The following is a 20,396-nucleotide window of genomic DNA, read 5'->3' on the forward strand; positions in this document are numbered from 1 at the left end:
GTCAATGCTATTTTATTTCGTGAACACACGCTTGTTGATCGGCTAATATTTCGCTGCGAATCCTTCCCGTTGGGCTTATTTTTATTAAACGTCCCCGTGTTTTAGTCAGCACCTTAACACAAAGAATAAAACGACCATTATAACCTCGTGCCGACCCATCCGCCTGAAACGTTAAGTAATCGCGTCCGCCTGCACCGCGCCACAGGATACGCTCACTGGGATCGAAATGTGGATAAACACGCAAACGCTGCGCAGAGTGAGGGTGATCCGTATAACGATTCAAAAACAGTAACCAACCGGATTGCGATGTTCCACCACAGTGAAGACCATCCTGACTTTTACATAATGTGACCGGCGTGTGGCGATAAATCGCTTCACTTTGTGCCGAATATAAAACCGCTTGAAACCGATCTATTAAAGTCGTTAGGCGTGTCTCCAATAAGCTAGTTTGATAAAAAGTTAATGTAAAACCAGTTAAAATACTTAAAACCGTGACAGCAAAAAGGAGCTCGATTAAACTAAATCCCAAACTGATTTTTTCAAGAGACTGATCCGTATAGTTGTGCTTTAACACATTGCATATCCTGCCAAGCTTTCCTTTTTTCTCGTGGTGAACGCAACAAATAAGCCGGGTGATATGTCACCAATAAAGGCGTTTTACGAGGTCCATAATAAAAAAGGTTGCCACGTAAGCGGCTCATCGGGCTATTGGTTTCTAACAAAAAATGGGCTGCAATTCGGCCGACAGCGAGAATAAGCTTTGGTTGAAGCAACTCAATTTGTCGTAATAAAAACGGTGTGCACGCTTTTACCTCTTGTGGTAAAGGATCACGATTATTTTCTGGGCGTGATTTAAGAATATTTGCGATATAAATATCTTCACGCGCTAAACCTATGGCGAGTAACATCTGGGTGAGCAGTTGGCCGCCCCGACCGACAAAAGGTAAGCCTTGTTTATCTTCATTCGCACCCGGGGCTTCGCCTACCACAAGTAAATCTGCTTGTTTATTACCCGAACCAAAAACCGGTTGGGTTCGCGTCTTGTAAAGTGAACACGCTTGACAACGCGCCACCGCCGCTTCAAGCGCCGCCCAATCTAAGTGGGCAACATTGTTAGTCATCATGTCTTGTGGAGAGGGTTTTTGCGATGCGGGAGAAGTCATTTGCGGATTGTCTAGTGTATCTTTTTTTTTAGTGGTCCATAAAACTACACCCATTTGTTGTAGATGGTGACGACGTTTTTGATCTAACATAAAATGACTCACTTTTCCCAAAAGATTGGGTCGTATTTTATCACTTTTTCGCTTTACACAAGTAAATAATTAGATTTTCTTTACCTTCTTCTGTGAAGCAATAAGTGGTTCCTTTTCGTTGTTCTGGTAAAAAATAGGTATCTGGGTGGCAAGTGCCGCGAAAATAATGCCATTCTTCGCAATAACTCAAATCACGAAACAGACAAAATCCAACCTGTCCGCCTTGATCAAGAATAAACAGCTTGCCTCCATGTTGAACACAATGCACCGACGCCGGGTTCGGTACTGCGGAAGCAAAAGGGATCCAGAAAAATAAAAAATAAGAAGCGAAAGACAATTTCATGCTAAATTGGCTCCATTTTCAAGAGAACAAGCGAAATAGATCGCGGTTTTTCTGTTTATCTTATTTATTTGTTATCTTATCTTTAAATTATGATGGCTCATCAAATTCTTCTCAAACCACTCCGCCGCGCACCTTATCGGGTTATTTATCAGGCCATGCAGGAGTTTACAGTACAGCGTTCGTCAGACACCGCGGATGAAATTTGGATGATTGAGCATGAGCCCGTTTACACATTAGGGCAAGCGGGTCGTTGGGAACATCTCCTGAATCCACATGCGATCCCCATCGAAAAAACGGATCGGGGTGGTCAGGTTACCTATCATGGCCCAGGTCAGCTGGTCATTTATCCCTTGTTAGAGTTACGCCGCTTCCGTTTAAATGTTCGGAGTCTCGTCAGTTTATTAGAGAAAACAATCATCGACTTTCTTGCCGATTACACGATTATCGCCGAAACCCGCCAAGACGCGCCCGGTGTTTACGTGAACGGCGCAAAAATTGCCTCCGTAGGTTTACGTATTCGAAGGGGTTGTTGTTATCACGGTATCGCCTTCAATGTCGCGATGGATTTAACACCTTTTTTCCGGGATTAATCCCTGTCGGGTTTTGCAAAACTTCCGATCACACAATTAGTCGATTTGGGTGTTTCTTGTAATTTACCGCAAGTCGCTGAAGCAATCGGTTCACGTTTAGTAGAGCAATTAACCACGTTATACTTGAATCAAGGATTCGATCAACTCACAATTAAATGATGGTTTAAAGGGAGGTTAATCTGATAAAAAGCTATGCTAGAATGACTGCGCTGCTTCTCGAACCGGACGAACGCTTATGACAACGTTAGACCCTACAAAAAAACAACGCGGTGCTGCCAAAATGGCGCGAATTCCGATTAAAATCGAACGTAAAGAACCCTTGCGTAAACCGGATTGGATTCGTATTAAACTGGCTCAAACACCGGTCGTCGAACAACTCAAAACCATGCTCCGTGAAAATCGTCTGTATACGGTCTGTGAAGAAGCTTCTTGCCCCAATTTAAATGAATGTTTTAGTCATGGTACGGCAACCTTTATGATCATGGGGGATAAATGTACGCGGCGATGCACATTTTGTGACGTCGGTCATGGGCGGCCGGATCCGTTAGATCCAAATGAACCGATCAATTTGGCCAAAACGGTTCAACAAATGGGCCTTCGCTATGTGGTGATTACCTCGGTGGATCGCGATGATTTACGCGACGGCGGTGCGGGCCACTTTACTGCTTGTTTACAAGCGTTACGGCAAGCTTGCCCATCCTTAAAGATAGAAGTATTGGTTCCTGATTTTCGTGGTCGGATGGAAGTCGCATTAGAAGCGATGGCTCCGGCGCTACCGGATGTATTTAACCATAATATCGAAACCGTCCCCCGGCTGTATAAACCCGCGCGACCGGGCTCCGATTATCAGTGGTCACTGAATCTCTTGCAGCAGTTTAAAAAACGCTTTCCAGGTATTCCAACTAAATCCGGTTTTATGATGGGGTTAGGTGAAACCATGGAAGAAGTGGAAGCGTTAATGCAAGACTTACGTGCCCATGAAGCGGATATGCTGACGATTGGCCAATATCTTGCTCCGAGTCAGCATCACTTTCCCGTGGCACGCTACGTCACCCCTGCAGAATTTAATTACTTAGCTGAACTTGCCAAAAAAATGGGTTTTGAGCGAGTCGCCAGTGGTCCATTAGTTCGCTCCTCTTATCACGCTGATAAACAAGCTGCGGGAGAATCGATAACCTAATGACGTTGCAAGACATTAAGCCTTTTTTCGAGTGGCTACAATTAAATCCACTTGCCGCAGGAGGTGTCACCTTTCTGGTTTGTTTCTTTGAATGTCTGCTTTTGGTGGGCTTATTGATTCCTGGGACAGTGATCATGACCGCGATTGGGACATTGATCGGTATGGGTGTTTTACCGTTTACTTCGATCACCTTATGGGCCATTGCTGGCGCAATCGCCGGCGATGTCGTTAGCTTTTTAATCGGATATCATTATCGAGAACGAACCGCAACGCTTTGGCCGTTTTATCGCTATCCCAAATTATTGCAAAAAGGTAACGATTTTTTTGATAAACACGGTATTAAAAGTATTTTTATCGGTCGTTTTATTGGACCGCTTCGTCCCGTGCTACCGCTGATTGCGGGCATGGTGAGTATGCCTAAAAGTCAATTTATTATCGCTGATTCAATTTCAGCGTTTTTTTGGGCACCTATTTATATGCTCCCCGGGATTCTCTTGGGGCAAGCCTCGCAGCAACTACCGTCGGACGTGGCAACAAAATTGCTGTTATTTGTGGTGTTAGTCTTAACCCTCTTTTGGGTGATTTATTCCTTAATACGTTCGTGTTCAGCGTGGTTTAGTCATGCGCTCGATGCGCAAATTGCTCGGCTTTGGCACTTTACGCAACGACATCCTCGCCTACAGCCACTGACTTCTTTTTTGATGGATCCTTATCACCCAAAATCGCATACGGCGCTGACTCTGTTTTTAGGCGCTGTTTTTTCAGTGTTTGGTTTTATTTTAGTGGCCTTAAGTGTGAAAAATCATGGGGTTTTAACTGCCTGGAACGAACCTATCTATCATTTAATGCATAGTTTACGCAGTCCTGGCCTCGATCGATTTTTTGTTACGGTGACCGAAATCAGTCCACGTGTTTTAATTGTCTTTTGGGGCGTAGTACTACTGATTTTTCTTATAAAACGCTATTTTTGGGCAACCTTACATTGGGTGTTTTTATTGTTTTTTAGTTACGGCCTTGGCAATCTTGTCAAAAATATATTCCAGATTGCACGACCAACGGGATTAGTACAAACGCCTTCTGGATTCTCGTTTCCGAGCGGCCATACCTTCAGCAGTGTCTGTATTTTAGGTTTTTTTGCTGTGTTGATCGCACTGGATCGTAAGCAAAAAACACGTAATCTCATTTACGGTACAACCGCGTTACTTATTTCTGTCATTTTTTTTTCGAGAGTTTACTTAACAGCGCACTGGTTTACCGATGTGTTAGGTGGCTTATTCTTTGGTCTAAGTATCGTCTTTGCGCTCACTTTATCTTATCAACGTAAAAAAAATAGACCTTCTCTCACCAAAAACTCATGGGTCGGCTTAGCATTGCTTAGTTTAGTCGCGATCTGGGGAGGAAACCTTTATCGAGAGTATGGGAGAGAATTAGCCGGCTATCAACTAAAAAAACCGGTATTGCAATCTCAACGCTTAGAGGATTGGTGGTCACACACCCAAGATACAAAACCGCTGTATCGTACCAATGCGTTGGGTGAACGCATCGATATATTAAATTTACAATGGGCCGGTCCGCTCTCTTCCATCCAACAACAATTAGAAAAGAAAGGCTGGCGAGTGATTCCCATAAAAAATTTCTGGTCTGCATTATACCGGTTCACAACACGTCAAAATGAGGAAACGATGCCTCTGTTTATAAGACCCTTTTATGCAGGAAAACAACCTATCTTAGTAATGAGTCTGTGTTTAACCCAAACCCATCGCCGCTTATTACTTCTTTTATGGGAAACACCGATTCGCTTTGAAAATAATTGGCCACTTTGGGTCGGGATGATTCATTCACAACAAACTTGGCGTTTACAATTTCAAGCGACACATCATGTGTTAAAACAACCGAGTCCCGCAGCAGGTGAAGTGCTTTTTGAACAACTGACTCCACTACAAATAAAACGTATTGTTTATCCTGCACAACATAAGACAGTTTATCTTGTAAAATCTCCTGAGAATTAGTACACAGGAGATTTACGCTTATCTTGTATTGTTAAAATAAATGACCTTACTGTTTTAAGGAGCCGGGCAATTCACACGAAAAAAAACACCATCTTCTAACCGAAGCGCTGTAAGACAATGCCCCCAAACACAACCCGTATCCAGCGCAATCACATTTTTCTGATTGGTTTTTCCCTCTAAAGAAGCCCAGTGACCAAATAAAATTTTTAATGCCGCGCTACGACGACCTGGCACCTCAAACCAAGGTAGATAACCTGGCGGTGCTTGAGTCGACTTATAATCAAAACCCAGTGCGCCATGCGCATCACAAAAACGTAACCGAGTTAACGCATTAGTAATGTAGCGTAAACGATCCCAGCCTTGATAGGTTTCATACCAACGATTCGGTAAATTACCACGCATCTGTGCTAAAAACTCTCGATAATCGGGTCCTTGCAAAGCTCGTTCTACTTCGGCTGCATGCTGCAAAGCGTGTGTTAAATCCCACTCAGGTGGTAATCCTGCATGGACTAAAACGACCTTCAATGATTGATGATAATAAAGTAAGGGTTGATGACGCAACCAAGTAGCTAATTGATCGCTATCGGGCGCATCTAAAATAGAATCTAATGTATCGGCCGGACTGAGCGTCGCCTGACCTTCTAATACAGACAAAAGATGCAGATCATGATTTCCTAACACAATCTGGCTGTTTTTTAAGGAATAAAAAAAACGTAGGACGGCTAACGAAGACGGGCCGCGATTAACTAAATCGCCCGTCGTCCATAAAGCATCCCTGGCCGGATCAAAGTTTACTTTTTCAAGGAGCTGCTGCAATGGATCCAAACAACCTTGAATATCGCCTACGACATAAATCGCCATATTGTTGGCTTAAGTTAAAATTTCTGTGTCGGTGAAAGAGGTATTTAATATTACCTCATTATTTTTTAGAAGACTAATGGATAATTCTTTATGCAAAAGTGGCGGAGTAATTAATGCTAATAAACCGATTCCACCTTTTAAAAAACGTGCGTTTGAGGCCAGGTTATTTTTGGTGTTTTCTTGTACCGAAGCTAAACCACCGATAGCACGATAGCGTTTACCGATATCACCTAACCCAGAAATACCGCCATGTGCTCGATAACGCTGATCTAAATCACTAATCGAGATTTGGTAGAGCTGTGCGACATCGATAAATTGTTTTTCAACGATTCCGACATGGTTATGTTTGGGGTGCTTCTGGGCAAACGCTTCAAAAAGGCTTTTCGATAACAGTACTTCTTTTTCGGTCACGTAAATACTTGAATCTTTTTGATTAATGCTTATTTTTCCTTCTTGGAGCTGCTGTCGAAGCCAAACTAAAAATTGCTCTCCTGCGGGATGAACCGCCATCGCTTTCTGTCGGTTTTTATGATGATCAAGTAACTCAATGTTCGCTTTTGGAATCACCGCCATAAACGAAGTCATCGGAATACGGTTTTGTTCGCCCATGAGCATGGCAAGCCATGCTTCAAGAATCACCGGATCACTGGCAATCCAATTAAATCCTAAGCCCTCGTGCGTATCGCCATACGCCGCATCAAGCAATTGTCGTGCTAATAACGGAGTCACTTGTTGACGAAGATGGTCAAGATTTTGTTTAACATAGTCAAAACGATAGTATTGAGCCCCTTGTGTACGTAAAGTTCCCGTGTAGGGGTTCCATTTTTTTAAATTTTTTGGATTTTTTTGATAAGCCCAGATCGAATATTTAACCGCTATTTTCCCGATATCCAACAATAAAGAAGCCGTAAAAGCGGCATACAGCCATAAAGCCTCACGAGCAGTCAGTACAGAAAAATCACTTTCTCCCTCAAAAAAAGTACCTAAAATCAAGGAGAGTGTTCGTGTAGCACGTTCTAACCCTTGAGTTAAAAACTCACTTTCTCGACCAAAAAAACCGAGTTTTGTCTCCGGTAAATTTTGGACGAACTCTGAAAATTGATTTAGAATGGGTTCGTAAATTAAGGAAAAAATGTTGCGCAGGTTCTAAAAAGGAACGCATCATTGTGATTTGTTCTTGGTGGAGTTTCGTCGCTAATAATTTGGTTTAGAAATAACTTCATTTGATTTAAATAATCGTTATTGGTTTGTCTAGTTTATCATTTGCTTACAAAATTATAGCGCCATTTTTTAAAGGTATACCCTATGTCACACCCATTTCCTGATCCGGATCCAACCCCCTGCTTAATGGTTACCACCCGCCAACTACCACTTTCTTGCCCGTTACCGCAAGACGTGCTTTGGAATAAGCATCCAAAAGTCTATTTACCTATTGCTAAAACTGGTCGTGCAACTTGCCCTTATTGTGGCACAACTTACGTACTCGAGGAGCGTATTCGCTAAACATCTTGTGGTTTCATCCTCACAATCTCTCTTACTAGTCAGCCCAGCTTGGTTAGGCGATATCGTCATTGCGCAAGCCTTGTTCCGGTATCTAAAAATACAAAGACCTCAAGTTAAACTGGATATCATTGCCCCTGCTTGGAGTCATGGTCTAGTTAAACGGATGCCGGAAATTGATCATATTTTGGATCTACCCTTTGGCCATGGACAACTCGCTTTAAAAAAGCGTTGGCATGTAGGCCGATCTTTACGAAAAAAAGTTACCAGCAAGCTATCGTACTCCCTAACTCTTGGAAATCAGCGCTCATTCCGTGGGCAGCACAAATTCCATGTCGTGTTGGCTGGCAAGGCGAAATGCGTTTTGGTGTATTAACACATCAAAAAAAGCTCAACAAAAACGTTTTTTAGCCTTGGGAACACTTCCTATTGGTCATCAAGCGATCTCTAATTGGGAAATTTATCAGCCGCGCCTTCATCCTGATTCTATTTCAGCTCAAAAAACGCATCAACGCTGGCCATTTCTCAAGAGGCCGATCCGACGATTAATATTATGCCCAGGTGCCGCTTTTGGCTCGGCAAAACAGTGGCCTAACCATTATTTCGCCGAAATAATCCGCGTTAAACACAACGAAGGCTGGCAAGTTATTTTACTCGGTGCGCAACACGATCGGAGGGTTGGGGAGCAAATTCAACAACAAAGTGGTCAAGTCGCTTTTAATTTAATTGGACAAACAACACTTTCTGAAGCATTAGATATCTTGTCCGCAGCCACGTTAGTGATCAGTAATGATTCGGGATTAATGCATTGTGCGGCGGCATTACAAAAACCGCTCATTGTTATCTATGGGGCAAGCAGCCCACGTTTTACGCCTCCTTTAACCGAGCACGCAATCATTTTAAGTACTGCCCTCGCTTGCCAACCTTGTTTTCAACGTGAATGTGCCTTCGGTCACGTAGATTGCTTGACGAAAATAACACCTAAACAAGTTTTACAAGCGATACATGCGCTTATTGACTAAATTTTTGAATTTTATTCAACATAATCGCCGCCTTTTTAATTTATTTTTGTCTCTTTATAAAAAATAAATATTTTTATAAAAAACTTATTTTGTACGCAATTATTTTCCAATACAAAATTCGGAAAAAATTTTTCCGAGTAAGTCTTCTGTTGTAAATTCCCCAGTTATTTCGCCTAAATAATGTTGTGCAGTACGTAAATCTTCAGCTAATAACTCAGGTGTAGCGTGTTGCAAAACATTTTTTAATCCTCGCTCTAACGCTTTTTCAGCATGCATTAACGCTTCTAAGTGGCGGCGGCGTGCGCTAAATAAGGCTTCCGATCCTGAAATAAAACCACACTTTTCTTTCAAATAGTTTGTTAACAGTGACAATCCTTTTTGTTCTTTTAAAGAACAATGAATAATATCCCATTGTTTATACTGAGTAATCCGTGCTTCTTCTTTTTGATTGAGATCAATTTTGTTCCGTATAAACGTAAGGCGCGCCGCGGCTTGTTCGATTAAAGGCCACGTCTTGATGTGTTCGCACCAAGCACTGGGTTGATCTGGAATTTGATGGCCATCGACCAACCAAAGAATAAAATCGGCTTTTTCAATTTCCGCTAAACTGCGCCGAATCCCTTCTTTTTCAATTTGATTGCTTGTCTCACGAAGACCCGCCGTGTCAATTAATTGAATCGGTAAGCCCTCTAAATAGATTTTTTCACGAATCACATCCCGTGTTGTACCCGCAATTTCGGTCACAATAGCGGTATCTTGTCCAGAAAGTGTGTTTAATAAACTCGATTTTCCAGCATTCGGCGGGCCTAAAATCGCTATTCGTAAACCTTCTTGGAGCAATGCACCTTGGCGGGCGGTTTTTTTGATATGTGCAATCTTTGCTAAAATTTCAGTTAGCTTTTGCTCGACAGACTCTGAAGATAAAAAATCGATGGCTTCGTCGGTAAAATCAATCGCGGCATCCAGGTACATTCTTAACTCAATTAACGCATCAACCATTTTTCTGGATTTGCCGAGAAAATTCACCCTGCAAAGAACGCACTGCACACGGGCCGCGTGCGCCGATTCAGCGCCAATCAAATCGGCAATGGCTTCGGCTTGACTGAGATCAATTTTACCATTGAGAAAAGCCCGTTCTGAAAATTCACCGGGCCGTGCTAAACGCGCACCGAGAGTTAAAACACGTTTCAGTAACGCATCCAGCACCCAGGGACCGCAAAGAGTGCGGCCCAGGGAAATAGAGAACCAACCCTTGATCAATTAAGCTACCGTCTTGGGCCTTAAAACCGCTCAACACGGCATTACGTGGTTTAGGTAAGTGCCCAAGTAAGGCAATCGCTATATCCGATGCCCTAGGGCCTGAAATCCGTACAATACCCACGCTTCCTCGCCCAGAAGGCGTCGCCACCGCCGCGATCGTATCCATCTCTCCTGAATACTCTACCCAGGACATGATTGCTTAGCGTTTCTTTTTACGACTTATTTCCATCTCATAACGATAGGTAATAAACCATTGTTGTAAAATAGAAAGCGTATTATTAACGACCCAGTACAATACTAATCCCGCAGGAAAGTTTAAAAAGAGTGCCGTAAAAAAGATGGGCAAAAACTGCATAACCTTTGCTTGCGTTGGGTCGGCCGGTGGTGGATTGAGTTTTTGTTGAATAAACATCGTCACCCCCATCAAAATGGGTAAAATATAGTACGAATCTTTCACAGATAAATCACGAATCCATAAAATAAACGGCGCCTGACGTAACTCAACACTTTCTAAAATCATCCAATACAAGGCAATAAACACCGGGATTTGAACCAAAATAGGTAAACACCCACCTAACGGATTGACCTTTTCGGCTTTATACAAGGCCATCGTTTCTTGAGTTAATTTTTGACGATCATCGCCGTAACGCGCTTTGAGTGCGGCAAGACGAGGTTGTAGATTACGCATCGCCGCCATAGATCGGTAACTTTTTGCAGATAAATGATAAAACGCTAATTTAATCAAAACGGTTAAAATAACAATTGCCCAACCCCAATTGCCGACAATTTGGTAAATTTGTTTTAATAGCCAAAAAAGGGCCATTGAAATAAACCATAAAATACCGTAATCCACGGTTAAATCGAGATGGGGTGCCACCGCTTTGAGGCGATCCAGAACGTCGGGGCCGGTATAAAGTTTAAGCTGCTGTGAATAAGACTGTCCTGGGGTCAATTGAATGCTTGGACCGAGGATCCCTAATGTATAAATACCATTTTGTGCCGCGCTATAAAATTGGTGAGTTTGCCCGGTTGGAGGCACCCAAGCACTTAAAAAATAGTGCTGGAGCATCGCTGCCCACCCATTTTGGGTCGCTAAAGATAACCCTTCACCCATTTTCTCAAAACTAATTTTTTGATAGGGCTTTTCCTGGGTAGAAATCGCTCCCCCGGTATAAGCACTAATATTAAATAAACTGTGCGTCACTTCCGGTTTTTTTTGCTGAAGTTGGCTAAAAATTCGGCCTTGCCACGGAGAACGCCCTTGATTGAGTAGCTTATAGTTAACCAAAATTTGATAATCGTCTGGTTTAAACACAAACTGCTTGTCAACCAAAATAGATTGCGGATTATGGCCGACTAATTTTACCACGAGTTCTTTTTGACCGGGTGTCAATACATAACTATTTTGGCTGGTTTGATAATGAATCGTTGGTTTATTGGTTTGATCCATCACCCCGCTTTGCGCAACATAATAGTCTGCTGCATCAGAACTTAATAATTTAAACGGTTGAGTATTCTTTTCACGAGGATTTTGATCATATTTCAAAAGCTTTGCTTGGACAATTGAGCCACCTTGCTTATCAATTAAGACATCGAGAACGTCGGTTTTTACTTCGATAAAACGTGATTTTTCATTGTTATCAACCACTATTTGCTGCGCAACACCCGGTAGTGGTGGTGTTTTGACCCAACTTTTATCGGCGATACCGACGTTTTTTGCAGTTGTCGAAACGACGGCTCCGGTCACAGCGGGAGCAACATGCTCATTTTGCCAGGCATTCCACAGCATAAAAGCGATTAAAAATAAAGCGGCCTAATAAGAAAACACGGGCCAGTTCCATAAATTAACTCGTTATATTGGGTTGTTTAATGGGAGAATCAGGTATCGGATCGTAACCACCCGGATGCCAAGGATGGCAGCGCAGTAAACGCTTTACAGTCAAGTACGTTCCCTGCAAACTCCCTTGTTGTTGAATAGATTGTACAGCATACTCTGAACAAGAAGGATAAAATCGACAAGCAGGTTTTAATACCGCACTGATCAAGACCTGATAAATACGAATAAAAATAACTAATGTTCTTTGTAATAAACGACTAATTTTGACCATTGTCTACCTAAATCACTCCAAAACGAGGGTTGCGCTTCAAAATAATGTCGCGTTACCACGACGACAATATCTATATTCGCTAACTGGTTTTGATAAAGTCTAAAACTTTCCCGGATCAAGCGTTTTACTTTGTTTCTTTCCGCGGCTTTAGGGATCGCTTTTTTACTCACCGCTAAACCTAGCCGCGGACACAACAGCCCATTCGGCTTTATATACATAATCAAACACCCCTGCTTAAACCGAAAACCTTCTTTAAATACAGTGGTAAAGTCTTCAGGGGAACCCACCCGACGCGACCGAGGAAAACTGTAGCGCGTTTTATCCAAAAAAACCTCTATAATCATTCAGTTAGATTAAATTTTACTAAAAAATCGTAAAAAGAGGCCGAAGCGTGAATTAATTAACATGGAGTAAAAAAACAGACGTCCGCTTTTTCTTTACAGAAAAACTCTTGTTTTTAGCGTGAGTTATGCGGTTAACCGATAACGGCCTTTAGCACGACGATTTTTCAGAACACGACGACCGTTTTTGGTAGCCATCCGAGCTCTAAACCCATGTGTTCTTTTTCGTTTTAAATTACTCGGTTGAAAGGTTCTTTTCATGATAGGGATAACTCAGAAAATGAATGATTTTTTTAGAGGCGTTATCTTAGGCGAGGCCTAATGGGATTGTCAATTCATAGTTTGTGTTTTAAACGGCGTTACGAAGTGTTATTTCAACCTGTTCTTTCATAAGACACAACACCATTATTATTATAATTAATTTATTTAAATAGATAGTGTTGATGATAATACAGGAATAACTCTGGGGATAACTTAATAAAAGTCTGTTTTATCAACTATATATAGTATAAAAGGCGGCGGGATAAACTGGGTATAGCGGGGGATGACTACCACGAAATGAGCGGTCTCTGCCGAGGGGGTGTGATTAAGCTCGGTTTCATGCACAGTTTTTAGCGAGTTTATACACAGTTACTCATAGGTGGTTTTGGGGGGTAACCAAGCGTAGAAATGATTGCTTGGAATGATGAGCATGAAAAGATCTTTTTTAGTCATTGCTTTTTCTCTTCTAGTTGTGGTGTGATATTTTTGGTGGGTTATTTACCAACAAACTAACCATTTGCGCTTTCTCCTACGCTTAGGTTTCTCTTACCCATAATTTTTTTGTATTCGAAATCTAAGGAAGATATCATTTGATTTTCTTAATTTTTTAGTAATCATCTGGAAACTGCTTTTGATGGATAAGACTAAGAAATTGTGATATGAACAGAGACCGATATTCAGCATTTTGATTTAACAGAGGAATTATTGTGACCACTGCCGAAGCAACGTTTGTTTGGGATAAATGTTTGGATCGATTACAAAACCATATTTCGCTTCAAGATTTTAATACCTGGATTCGCCCGTTGCAGGCAGAGCAAAAAGAAGATCAACTTGTATTGTGGGCGCCTAACCAGTTTGTCTTACATTGTGTGAATGAACGTTTTTTAGTACAAATTAATCAAATTTTAATGCAATTGGATGATGTTCCACCGGAAGTTGTTTTACGAGTGGGGAGTCGATCTTTATCACAACCCTCTCCAGAAACATCGCTTCATTATGCACCGACGGTTGAAGTCAAGTTGCAACCGAAGGCATTGAAATCGTTAACCAGTCATATCAATGTGAATTTTACTTTTTTAAATTTTGTAGAAGGTAAATCGAATCAGTTAGCTCGTGCGGCCAGTGTGCAAGTTGCTGAAAATCCAGGGGGTGCATATAATCCTTTGTTACTGTATGGTGGGGTGGGTTTGGGTAAAACCCATTTAATGCACGCGATTGGTAATGCGATTTTGAAAAAAAATCGCAACGCAAAAGTACTTTATCTTCATTCTGAACGTTTTGTTGCCGATATGATTAAGGCGTTACAAACAAACACGATTAATGATTTTAAAACCTATTATCGTTCCTTGGATGCTTTATTAATCGATGATATTCAGTTTTTTGCTGGAAAAGATCGTTCACAAGAAGAATTTTTTCATACGTTTAATACCCTGCTCGAAGGGCAACAACAAATTGTGTTAACGTGCGATCGTTATCCTAAAGAAATGTCGGGCGTTGAAGAACGTTTAAAATCACGTTTGGGTTGGGGGTTAACCGTCGCGATTGAACCGCCGGACTTAGAAACACGTGTGGCAATTTTAATCAGTAAAGCAGAGCAATCCAGTATTTGCTTACCTCAAGAAGTGGCTTTTTTTATTGGAAAACGGATTCATTCGAATGTCCGTGAACTAGAAGGTGTTTTAAAACGAGTGGTGGCGTATGCGCAGTTTACAGGACGATTCATTACGTTGGATTTAGTCAAAGAAGCGATTAAAGATGTCTTGGCTTTACAAGATAAACTGGTTACGGTGGATAATATTATTAAAACCGTAGCGGAATATTATAAAATAAAAGTTTCTGATTTACTTTCTAAACGTCGTACCGCTTCGTTAGCGCGTGCTCGGCAAGTAGCGATGGCGTTAGCAAAAATGATACCGGCATTGCGTTTTATAAATTTATTGCGTACTTTATCGAGTTGAGGAACTAAAAATGCAATTTACGATTAACCGAGAAGCGTTGCTCAAACCCTTTGCAACTCGTTACTTCGGTCATTGAGCGTCGGCAAACGCTCCCGATTCTTTCTAATGTGTTTCTCAGTTTAGATAAAGAAACGTCTATCTTTACTCGGAACAGATATGGAAGTCGAGTTATCAGGGCGCGTTTTGCTCGAAAAATCGGGGCAATGTGGTAAAACAACGGTACCGGCGCGAAAATTATTTGATATTTGTAAAAATTTACCCGAAGGGAGCACTATAAAATTTCAACAAAAAGCCGATAAATTAGCGGTACAATGTGGCCGGGCCCGTTTTAATTTAGCAACCTTACCGGCAAGTGATTTTCCTTGTGCCCAAGACTTCGCACAAGCGCCCGCCACACCGTTAGAATTTACTTTTTCACAAAAAGCTTTGCGTGATTTAATTGAAGCGACTAATTTTGCGATGGCTCAGCAAGATGTTCGTTATTATCTAAATGGGATGTTATGGGAGATTGAAAAAGGTCGATTGCGTATGGTGGCGACCGATGGTCACCGTTTAGCGCTAAGTCTCAAAGAAGGTGATATTCTTGAAGAAAACCAAGTCATTGTCCCCAGAAAAGCGATTTATGAATTATCACGTTTGTTGACTGAAGACGACGAAATGTTAACCGTCTCTTTAAGTATGAATCAATTACGCGTCATCATGCCGAATTATATTTTTAGTTCAAAGCTAATTGAAGGAAAATTTCCAGATTACGGGCGCATGATTCCACAGCGGGGCAATCGAATTTTAGAGGTGGAACGAGATACGTTTAAATCTTCATTGATTCGCGTGGGTATCTTATCGAATGATAAAAATAAAAGCATCTGTTTAGAGTTAAAAGACAATATACTTCGTATTTTTACTAATAATTTTGATAAAACCGATGCCGCAGAAGATCAAATTGAAGTCAACTATCAAGGCGAACCGTTAACCATTGTTTTCAATATGATGTATTTGATTGATGTCTTGACTAGCTTACCGGCCGGGACCGTTCGCATGACGATGAACTCTCATAACGAAGGGGTACGTATTGAATCACCACAAGATATCTCAAGTGTTCATGTTGTGATGCCGATGCATTTGTAAGCATTATGCGCTTACTTTGTTTGCAAACCAATCAATTTCGAAATTTAGCCAGTCAAAAACTCGAATTTTCATCGCGTTTTAACTGTATTTACGGTGAAAATGGGAGTGGAAAATCGAGTTTATTGGAAGCCATTTATTTTTTGAGTGTGGGGCGTTCCTTTCGTAGCGCATTGGCGAGCCGTGCCATCCGCTATGAAACAGAACAGTTTCATATTTTTTCTACTATTTTAGGCGAAACAACCTTTAATATTGGTTTAGAAAAGAATAAACAAGGTAAAACACGCATTAAAATTAGCAATCAATCCAGTTCAATCAGTGATTTGGCTAAATTATTACCTGCACAAGTGCTTAACCCTAATAGTTATACCCTGCTCAGTGGGAGCCCAAGAGTCAGGCGACAGTTTATTGATTGGGGTGTGTTCCACGTGGAACCTTCTTTTTTTTATTATGGCAACAGTTTCAGCAAATCCTCAAACAACGTAATGCGCTTCTCCAAGATATACGAGGAGAAGCGGATTTAATGAAAAGTTGGGATGCCCAGTTTAGTGAAATAGGTTTGAAAATTACAACCTTACGTGCAGATTACGTTCAGGCTTTAATTCCTCTAGTGAATGAATTGTTACAAGATTTTATGCCTCTTGAAGGATTGACGCTTGATTTTTATTCGGGCTGGAATACTGAGTTTCCTTTAGAAGTCATTTTAATGCGTCACTCACAACGGGATAAAGCACTCGGTTACACGCAATATGGTCCACAGCGCGCAGATTTATTGATTAAATTGCATGGGCATCCGGCGCATGAGGTGTTATCTCGAGGAGAACAGAAGTTATTGGCTTGCGCTTTGCAGTTGGCGCAGGGCTTGTTATTAAAACAGCGAATGAATAAATCATGTATTTACCTTCTGGATGATTTGTTTGCTGAGCTGGATTCACAGCGCAGAGATTATTTGGTTGAATCTTTAAAAAAATTACAGGCCCAGGTTTTTGTGACCATCATTGATGAGAAACCTTTAGAACAGTGGGCTAAGAAGGTGGATGCATATTGGTTTCACGTGGAACAAGGGCAGGTTTCGGCTAAATTCTTAGCTTAGATTTTTATATTTCTTGAACAATAGCCTCGTAAAATGAGTTTTTATTATCAATATTTTACATAAAGAGCGCTACTTGGCCTAATAACATTGACCCACCCACTCACTTCCTTATGTTTCACGTGAAACATTTTTTATCCTGAGAATCACTTGTCCAGTTCTCTTCATTACTTAAGTGAGGCGCTCTCTGATTCTTCTGTTACGGCAGCAAGTGTAGGGGTTAACGCGATTCTTTCGTCAAAAACAAAACAATGACCACGATAATGGGCGCTCCCACATTTTTCAAAATAATTGAGGATCCCACCTTCTAGTTGGTAAACTTTTTCAAAGCCGGCGTTGAGTAAGAGTGCTGAGGCTTTTTCACAACGAATACCCCCTGTGCAAAACGTAACGATGGGTACTTTTTTGAGATTTTGTGGAATTTTTTGGACTGCATCAGGGAATTCTCTAAAGTGTTTTAAATCGAGATGGATACTTTTTTCAAAGCTTCCGCACTGCACTTCAAATGTGTTACGAGTATCCAGTAAAACGACTTCAGACTGTTCATTGAGCCATTTTTTTAGGGTTTCAGGCGCTAGATTCGGGGCGGTTACTTTTTCTGGTTGAATGTTTTCGACCCCAAACGCAATAATTTCTGCTTTTATTTTAATCAGCATTTTCTTAAAAGGAATGAAATCTGAGAAGCTTTCTTTAAAAAACAAGTCTGTAAAATAAGAAAAATGGGTTAAGAAACGTTGAAACTCGGCTATGGCTCTCTTTTCACCGGCCATAAAGAGATTAATGCCTTCTGTGCTCAGCAAAATAGTTCCTTTTAAGCTTAAGCGCTGGGTTTCTTTCTTTAGTGTATTTTGCAACTCATTGAGAAAAGGTTTAGGTAATGAAACAAAGCGATAAGCGGAAATATTAGTAATCGTCGACATAAGTTTTTTAAAGTTTTTGCTTAAGGTAAGCGGGTATTATACCGTGGGCGACACTATTAGGAAAATAAACGATTTTTGGGAGGTGAGATACGAAACTACCAATAAATCAAATAGTTTCGTCCTCCATTTCTTTCATCTCTGAAGCTGATAGCTGATAAAGTTCTGACAATCACGGCGGATAACGGGAGTGAGTTTTCGTATCATTAAAAAATTAGCCTGGAATTAGAAACTGACTTTTATTGCGCACATCCTTGTTCCTTATGGGCACGCGGCCTCAATGAGAATACGAATCGACTAATCCTCGGTATTAAAAAAGGTTCTGACTTTGGCCACATTACAGAAAATGAGCTTTTGGCTATTATGGATCGATTGAACAACCCCTCTAGAAAACCATTAGGTTTTTTGCCACACCAAAAGGTATTTTATGCAAACTCATACCAGAGATAGTTAATAAAAGGCATTTTTTAGAGCGTTATTAATAATTTTTTAAGCTTTAACAAGTATACTAGATATAAATAAAACTTATATTAAAAAGCTTAATATTTTTAAGGAAAGAAATATGAGAGCGGAAATATTAAATAAAATATATAAGAGTGTAGATTCAGTAATTGCTAATTTAGCAGGTTGTGAAATAGTTAATGATGAAATTCCAGAAATAATGAAAATAATTAAAAAAATTCAGCCGAATAATGTTTAAGTAATTTTAAGCAATTACAAACCCTTAGTATACAATTTAACCAAATTGGTAAAACAGGGGCAATTACGTTGTTTAGCATTAAAAAAACTTGACCAAATCTCGATATTTTATTTCATGGAAACATGATACATCATACTACTGAAATGGTCGAAATTGAGAACATTGCTAAGCAAAAAGGTTTTACTAAATGATAATACTTACAGGTTCTTGCACTTATGATCTGAATCCGCCGGTGATCAAAAATTATCGAGAGTGAAGCCACTTTCTTTCAATACATACTGGTTCTTGAATAATTTTCTTACCTTTTTTATAAGGATTATAATCTGATTCTGCTCTTTTCCTTTCTTGCAGGGATCTTTTTTATTTACCTAGATGCCCTTTCCCCCTTAACAGATGAATTGAAACCTGTTATAAATTTCCTACTTTAGTATTTTTTTATATCGACAAGCTTGTTTTTTGTGAAAAAGAACCGTTTTCACGCTTTTTTGGAAAAATCCCATGGCCGCACAAAATTTAGAAGAAATTATTTCACTTTGTAAACGAAGAGGTTTTATTTTTCAAAGTGGCGAGCTTTATGGCGGATTACAAGGCGTTTATGATTACGGCCCGTTAGGCGTTGAATTAAAAAATAATCTAAAAGCGGCGTGGTGGAAGGCGAATGTTTATGAAAATGATAATATTTATGGTTTAGATTCGTCGATTTTAGCGCAGAAAAAAATCTTTTTTTATTCCGGACATGAGACTACGTTTTGCGATCAAATGGTCGATTGCCGAAAATGTAAAAAACGTTGGCGAGTCGATCATTTAGTCGACGCACGCTGTGAACACTGTGGTTCTCAAGATTTAACCGAACCAAAACCGTTTAACATGATGTTTAAAACCATTGTTGGACCGGTTGAAGATCAAGATTCTTATGCGTATCTACGTCCTGAGACAGCACAAGGGATTTTTACTAATTTTAAAAACATCATGGATTCCCTCTCACCTAAGTTACCTTTTGGGGTGGCCCAAATAGGGAAAGCCTTCCGTAATGAAATCACACCACGTAACTTTATTTTCCGAGTCCGTGAATTTGAACAAATGGAAATAGAGTTTTTTGTAAAACCAGGTGAAGATGAGCCTTGGCACCAAGAATGGGTCGAGCGCCGATTGACCTGGTGGAAAGCACAAGGCTTATCTGAAAAACGTTTAACGCTGAGTGCACAAGGTCCAGAAGAGTTAGCACATTACGCTAAAGCGACCGTCGATATCCTCTATCAATTTCCGCATGGTTTTGAAGAACTAGAAGGTGTGGCCAATCGAACCGATTATGATTTAGGTTCGCATACACAAGGTCAAGCGCAAGTGGCTATTCAGGCAAATGTAGCCGTCAATAAAGACAGTGTCCATAAGTTAACGGTCCAAGACCCGCCTGGAAAACACTTTATTCCTTACGTGATTGAGCCATCAGCGGGTTTAGATCGAGGCGTTTTAGCGGTGTTAACTGAAGCGTTTCATGAGGAAACCTTATCTGACGATCGCAAGCGAATTGTCTTAAAATTAAAACCCCATTTAGCACCGATTAAAGCAGCAATTATTCCCTTAAAGCGTAATGAACCCGCACTGGTTGAAACCGCGCAAACGATAAAACATTCCCTGCAACGTTTAGGTTTAGGGCGAATTGCTTATGAGGATACTGGAAATATTGGAAAAAGTTATCGACGTCATGATGAAATTGGAACGCCTCTTTGTATTACCATTGATTATGATACGCTCTGTACAACAGAGGAAAATGAAAAATCGGGAACCGTTACCATTCGTGAACGAGATTCGATGGCACAAAAACGTATCCCCGTGAGCGAGTTGATTGAATATATACAGAGATTTTATCGTTAAAAATAA

General features: G+C 40.7%; 23 protein-coding genes and 2 pseudogenes. 13 read left to right on the plus strand and 12 right to left on the minus strand.

What is annotated here, in order from left to right:
- Positions 1 to 7: 7 nt before the first annotated feature.
- From S3O_RS16020 to S3O_RS0109450, 3 genes are read right to left on the minus strand one after another with little or no spacing between them, the layout of a single operon-like run.
- Positions 8 to 574: a GspH/FimT family pseudopilin gene (locus S3O_RS16020; RefSeq protein WP_010598876.1), complete on the minus strand. Its 567-nt coding sequence runs from the start codon at positions 572 to 574 to the stop codon at positions 8 to 10.
- The gene (locus S3O_RS0109445) at positions 540 to 1,253 is read right to left on the minus strand and encodes a uracil-DNA glycosylase (RefSeq protein WP_010598877.1); all 714 of its coding nucleotides are present in this window, start codon (positions 1,251 to 1,253) and stop codon (positions 540 to 542) included. The genes S3O_RS16020 and S3O_RS0109445 overlap by 35 nt, the downstream gene beginning before the upstream one ends.
- A gap of 40 nt (positions 1,254 to 1,293) precedes the next feature.
- Positions 1,294 to 1,596 (minus strand): DUF333 domain-containing protein, encoded by a 303-nt coding sequence (locus S3O_RS0109450; protein ID WP_010598878.1) that lies wholly within the window; start codon positions 1,594 to 1,596, stop codon positions 1,294 to 1,296.
- 92 nt (positions 1,597 to 1,688) lie between these two features.
- Here S3O_RS0109450 and lipB point away from each other — a divergent pair.
- The 3 genes and pseudogenes from lipB to S3O_RS0109465 form a co-directional block, all read left to right on the plus strand.
- Positions 1,689 to 2,231 (plus strand): annotated as a pseudogene (gene lipB / locus S3O_RS14770) (lipoyl(octanoyl) transferase LipB); the annotation flags it as partial.
- A gap of 190 nt (positions 2,232 to 2,421) precedes the next feature.
- Positions 2,422 to 3,366, plus strand: coding sequence for a lipoyl synthase (gene lipA / locus S3O_RS0109460; protein WP_010598880.1), 945 nt, complete (start codon positions 2,422 to 2,424; stop codon positions 3,364 to 3,366).
- The gene (locus tag S3O_RS0109465; RefSeq protein WP_010598881.1) at positions 3,366 to 5,375 is read left to right on the plus strand and encodes a bifunctional DedA family/phosphatase PAP2 family protein; all 2,010 of its coding nucleotides are present in this window, start codon (positions 3,366 to 3,368) and stop codon (positions 5,373 to 5,375) included. Before lipA ends, S3O_RS0109465 begins: the two co-directional genes overlap by 1 nt.
- Before the next feature lie 54 nt (positions 5,376 to 5,429).
- Here S3O_RS0109465 and S3O_RS0109470 read toward each other — a convergent pair whose 3' ends face one another.
- Complete coding sequence (locus tag S3O_RS0109470; protein ID WP_010598882.1) at positions 5,430 to 6,236, minus strand: symmetrical bis(5'-nucleosyl)-tetraphosphatase; 807 nt, start codon at positions 6,234 to 6,236, stop codon at positions 5,430 to 5,432.
- A 9-nt stretch (positions 6,237 to 6,245) separates the two neighbouring features.
- Positions 6,246 to 7,379, minus strand: coding sequence for a TraI domain-containing protein (locus tag S3O_RS0109475; RefSeq protein ID WP_083827760.1), 1,134 nt, complete (start codon positions 7,377 to 7,379; stop codon positions 6,246 to 6,248).
- 162 nt (positions 7,380 to 7,541) lie between these two features.
- Here S3O_RS0109475 and S3O_RS16795 point away from each other — a divergent pair, with 162 nt between their 5' ends.
- The 3 genes from S3O_RS16795 to waaF all read left to right on the plus strand — a co-directional run bounded on the left by S3O_RS16795 (position 7,542) and on the right by waaF (position 8,758).
- Complete coding sequence (locus tag S3O_RS16795; RefSeq protein WP_033227512.1) at positions 7,542 to 7,739, plus strand: zinc-finger domain-containing protein; 198 nt, start codon at positions 7,542 to 7,544, stop codon at positions 7,737 to 7,739.
- A gap of 228 nt (positions 7,740 to 7,967) precedes the next feature.
- Positions 7,968 to 8,147, plus strand: coding sequence for a glycosyltransferase family 9 protein (locus S3O_RS20575; RefSeq protein ID WP_083827767.1), 180 nt, complete (start codon positions 7,968 to 7,970; stop codon positions 8,145 to 8,147).
- Positions 8,069 to 8,758, plus strand: coding sequence for a lipopolysaccharide heptosyltransferase II (waaF, locus tag S3O_RS16030; RefSeq protein ID WP_010598886.1), 690 nt, complete (start codon positions 8,069 to 8,071; stop codon positions 8,756 to 8,758). Before S3O_RS20575 ends, waaF begins: the two co-directional genes overlap by 79 nt.
- Before the next feature lie 99 nt (positions 8,759 to 8,857).
- Here waaF and mnmE read toward each other — a convergent pair whose 3' ends face one another.
- The 6 genes and pseudogenes from mnmE to rpmH form a co-directional block, all read right to left on the minus strand.
- Positions 8,858 to 9,949 carry a tRNA uridine-5-carboxymethylaminomethyl(34) synthesis GTPase MnmE gene (gene mnmE / locus S3O_RS14780; protein WP_235776257.1) on the minus strand — a complete coding sequence of 364 codons (1,092 nt, stop codon included), beginning with the start codon at positions 9,947 to 9,949 and terminating at the stop codon, positions 8,858 to 8,860.
- Positions 9,932 to 10,211 (minus strand): annotated as a pseudogene (locus S3O_RS20580) (hypothetical protein); the annotation flags it as partial. The gene mnmE and the pseudogene S3O_RS20580, both read right to left, overlap by 18 nt.
- Before the next feature lie 6 nt (positions 10,212 to 10,217).
- Complete coding sequence (gene yidC, locus S3O_RS12695; protein ID WP_010598889.1) at positions 10,218 to 11,807, minus strand: membrane protein insertase YidC; 1,590 nt, start codon at positions 11,805 to 11,807, stop codon at positions 10,218 to 10,220.
- Between the two features lie 55 nt (positions 11,808 to 11,862).
- On the minus strand, positions 11,863 to 12,126 hold the full coding sequence (yidD, locus tag S3O_RS0109495) for a membrane protein insertion efficiency factor YidD (protein ID WP_010598890.1): 264 nt from the start codon (positions 12,124 to 12,126) through the stop codon (positions 11,863 to 11,865).
- Positions 12,090 to 12,470 (minus strand): ribonuclease P protein component, encoded by a 381-nt coding sequence (gene rnpA, locus S3O_RS12700; protein ID WP_010598891.1) that lies wholly within the window; start codon positions 12,468 to 12,470, stop codon positions 12,090 to 12,092. The genes yidD and rnpA overlap by 37 nt, the downstream gene beginning before the upstream one ends.
- 123 nt (positions 12,471 to 12,593) lie before the next feature.
- Positions 12,594 to 12,728 carry a 50S ribosomal protein L34 gene (gene rpmH, locus S3O_RS0109505; protein WP_010598892.1) on the minus strand — a complete coding sequence of 45 codons (135 nt, stop codon included), beginning with the start codon at positions 12,726 to 12,728 and terminating at the stop codon, positions 12,594 to 12,596.
- 707 nt (positions 12,729 to 13,435) lie between these two features.
- Between rpmH and dnaA the strand changes: the two genes are divergently transcribed.
- Genes dnaA through recF form a run of 5 tightly spaced genes read left to right on the plus strand, consistent with a single transcriptional unit; the run spans position 13,436 to position 16,901 of the window.
- Positions 13,436 to 14,686, plus strand: coding sequence for a chromosomal replication initiator protein DnaA (gene dnaA / locus S3O_RS0109510; RefSeq protein ID WP_010598893.1), 1,251 nt, complete (start codon positions 13,436 to 13,438; stop codon positions 14,684 to 14,686).
- Between the two features lie 50 nt (positions 14,687 to 14,736).
- Complete coding sequence (locus S3O_RS20585; RefSeq protein ID WP_202798043.1) at positions 14,737 to 14,898, plus strand: hypothetical protein; 162 nt, start codon at positions 14,737 to 14,739, stop codon at positions 14,896 to 14,898.
- A complete protein-coding gene (gene dnaN, locus S3O_RS14785) occupies positions 14,843 to 15,811 on the plus strand; it encodes a DNA polymerase III subunit beta (protein ID WP_010598894.1) in 969 nt (322 codons plus the stop codon). The genes S3O_RS20585 and dnaN overlap by 56 nt, the downstream gene beginning before the upstream one ends.
- Positions 15,812 to 15,816: 5 nt before the next feature.
- On the plus strand, positions 15,817 to 16,332 hold the full coding sequence (locus S3O_RS16035) for a DNA replication/repair protein RecF (protein WP_050816894.1): 516 nt from the start codon (positions 15,817 to 15,819) through the stop codon (positions 16,330 to 16,332).
- Positions 16,221 to 16,901, plus strand: coding sequence for a DNA replication/repair protein RecF (recF, locus tag S3O_RS16040; protein WP_083827761.1), 681 nt, complete (start codon positions 16,221 to 16,223; stop codon positions 16,899 to 16,901). The genes S3O_RS16035 and recF overlap by 112 nt, the downstream gene beginning before the upstream one ends.
- A 164-nt stretch (positions 16,902 to 17,065) precedes the next feature.
- On the opposite strand, the gene trhO is transcribed toward recF, so the two are convergent.
- Positions 17,066 to 17,818, minus strand: a complete 753-nt coding sequence (gene trhO, locus S3O_RS12715) for an oxygen-dependent tRNA uridine(34) hydroxylase TrhO (protein WP_010598895.1) — start codon at positions 17,816 to 17,818, stop codon at positions 17,066 to 17,068.
- A gap of 559 nt (positions 17,819 to 18,377) precedes the next feature.
- On the opposite strand from trhO, the gene S3O_RS17575 reads away from it, so the two are divergent.
- Together S3O_RS17575 and S3O_RS0109535 are read left to right on the plus strand one after the other, a co-directional pair.
- Positions 18,378 to 18,515, plus strand: coding sequence for a hypothetical protein (locus S3O_RS17575; RefSeq protein ID WP_156792876.1), 138 nt, complete (start codon positions 18,378 to 18,380; stop codon positions 18,513 to 18,515).
- A 498-nt stretch (positions 18,516 to 19,013) separates the two neighbouring features.
- Positions 19,014 to 20,390, plus strand: coding sequence for a glycine--tRNA ligase (locus tag S3O_RS0109535; RefSeq protein ID WP_010598896.1), 1,377 nt, complete (start codon positions 19,014 to 19,016; stop codon positions 20,388 to 20,390).
- Positions 20,391 to 20,396: the final 6 nt, after the last annotated feature.

It is taken from the genome of Rickettsiella massiliensis 20B, from assembly GCF_000257395.1.
Taxonomy (GTDB): domain Bacteria; phylum Pseudomonadota; class Gammaproteobacteria; order Diplorickettsiales; family Diplorickettsiaceae; genus Diplorickettsia; species Diplorickettsia massiliensis.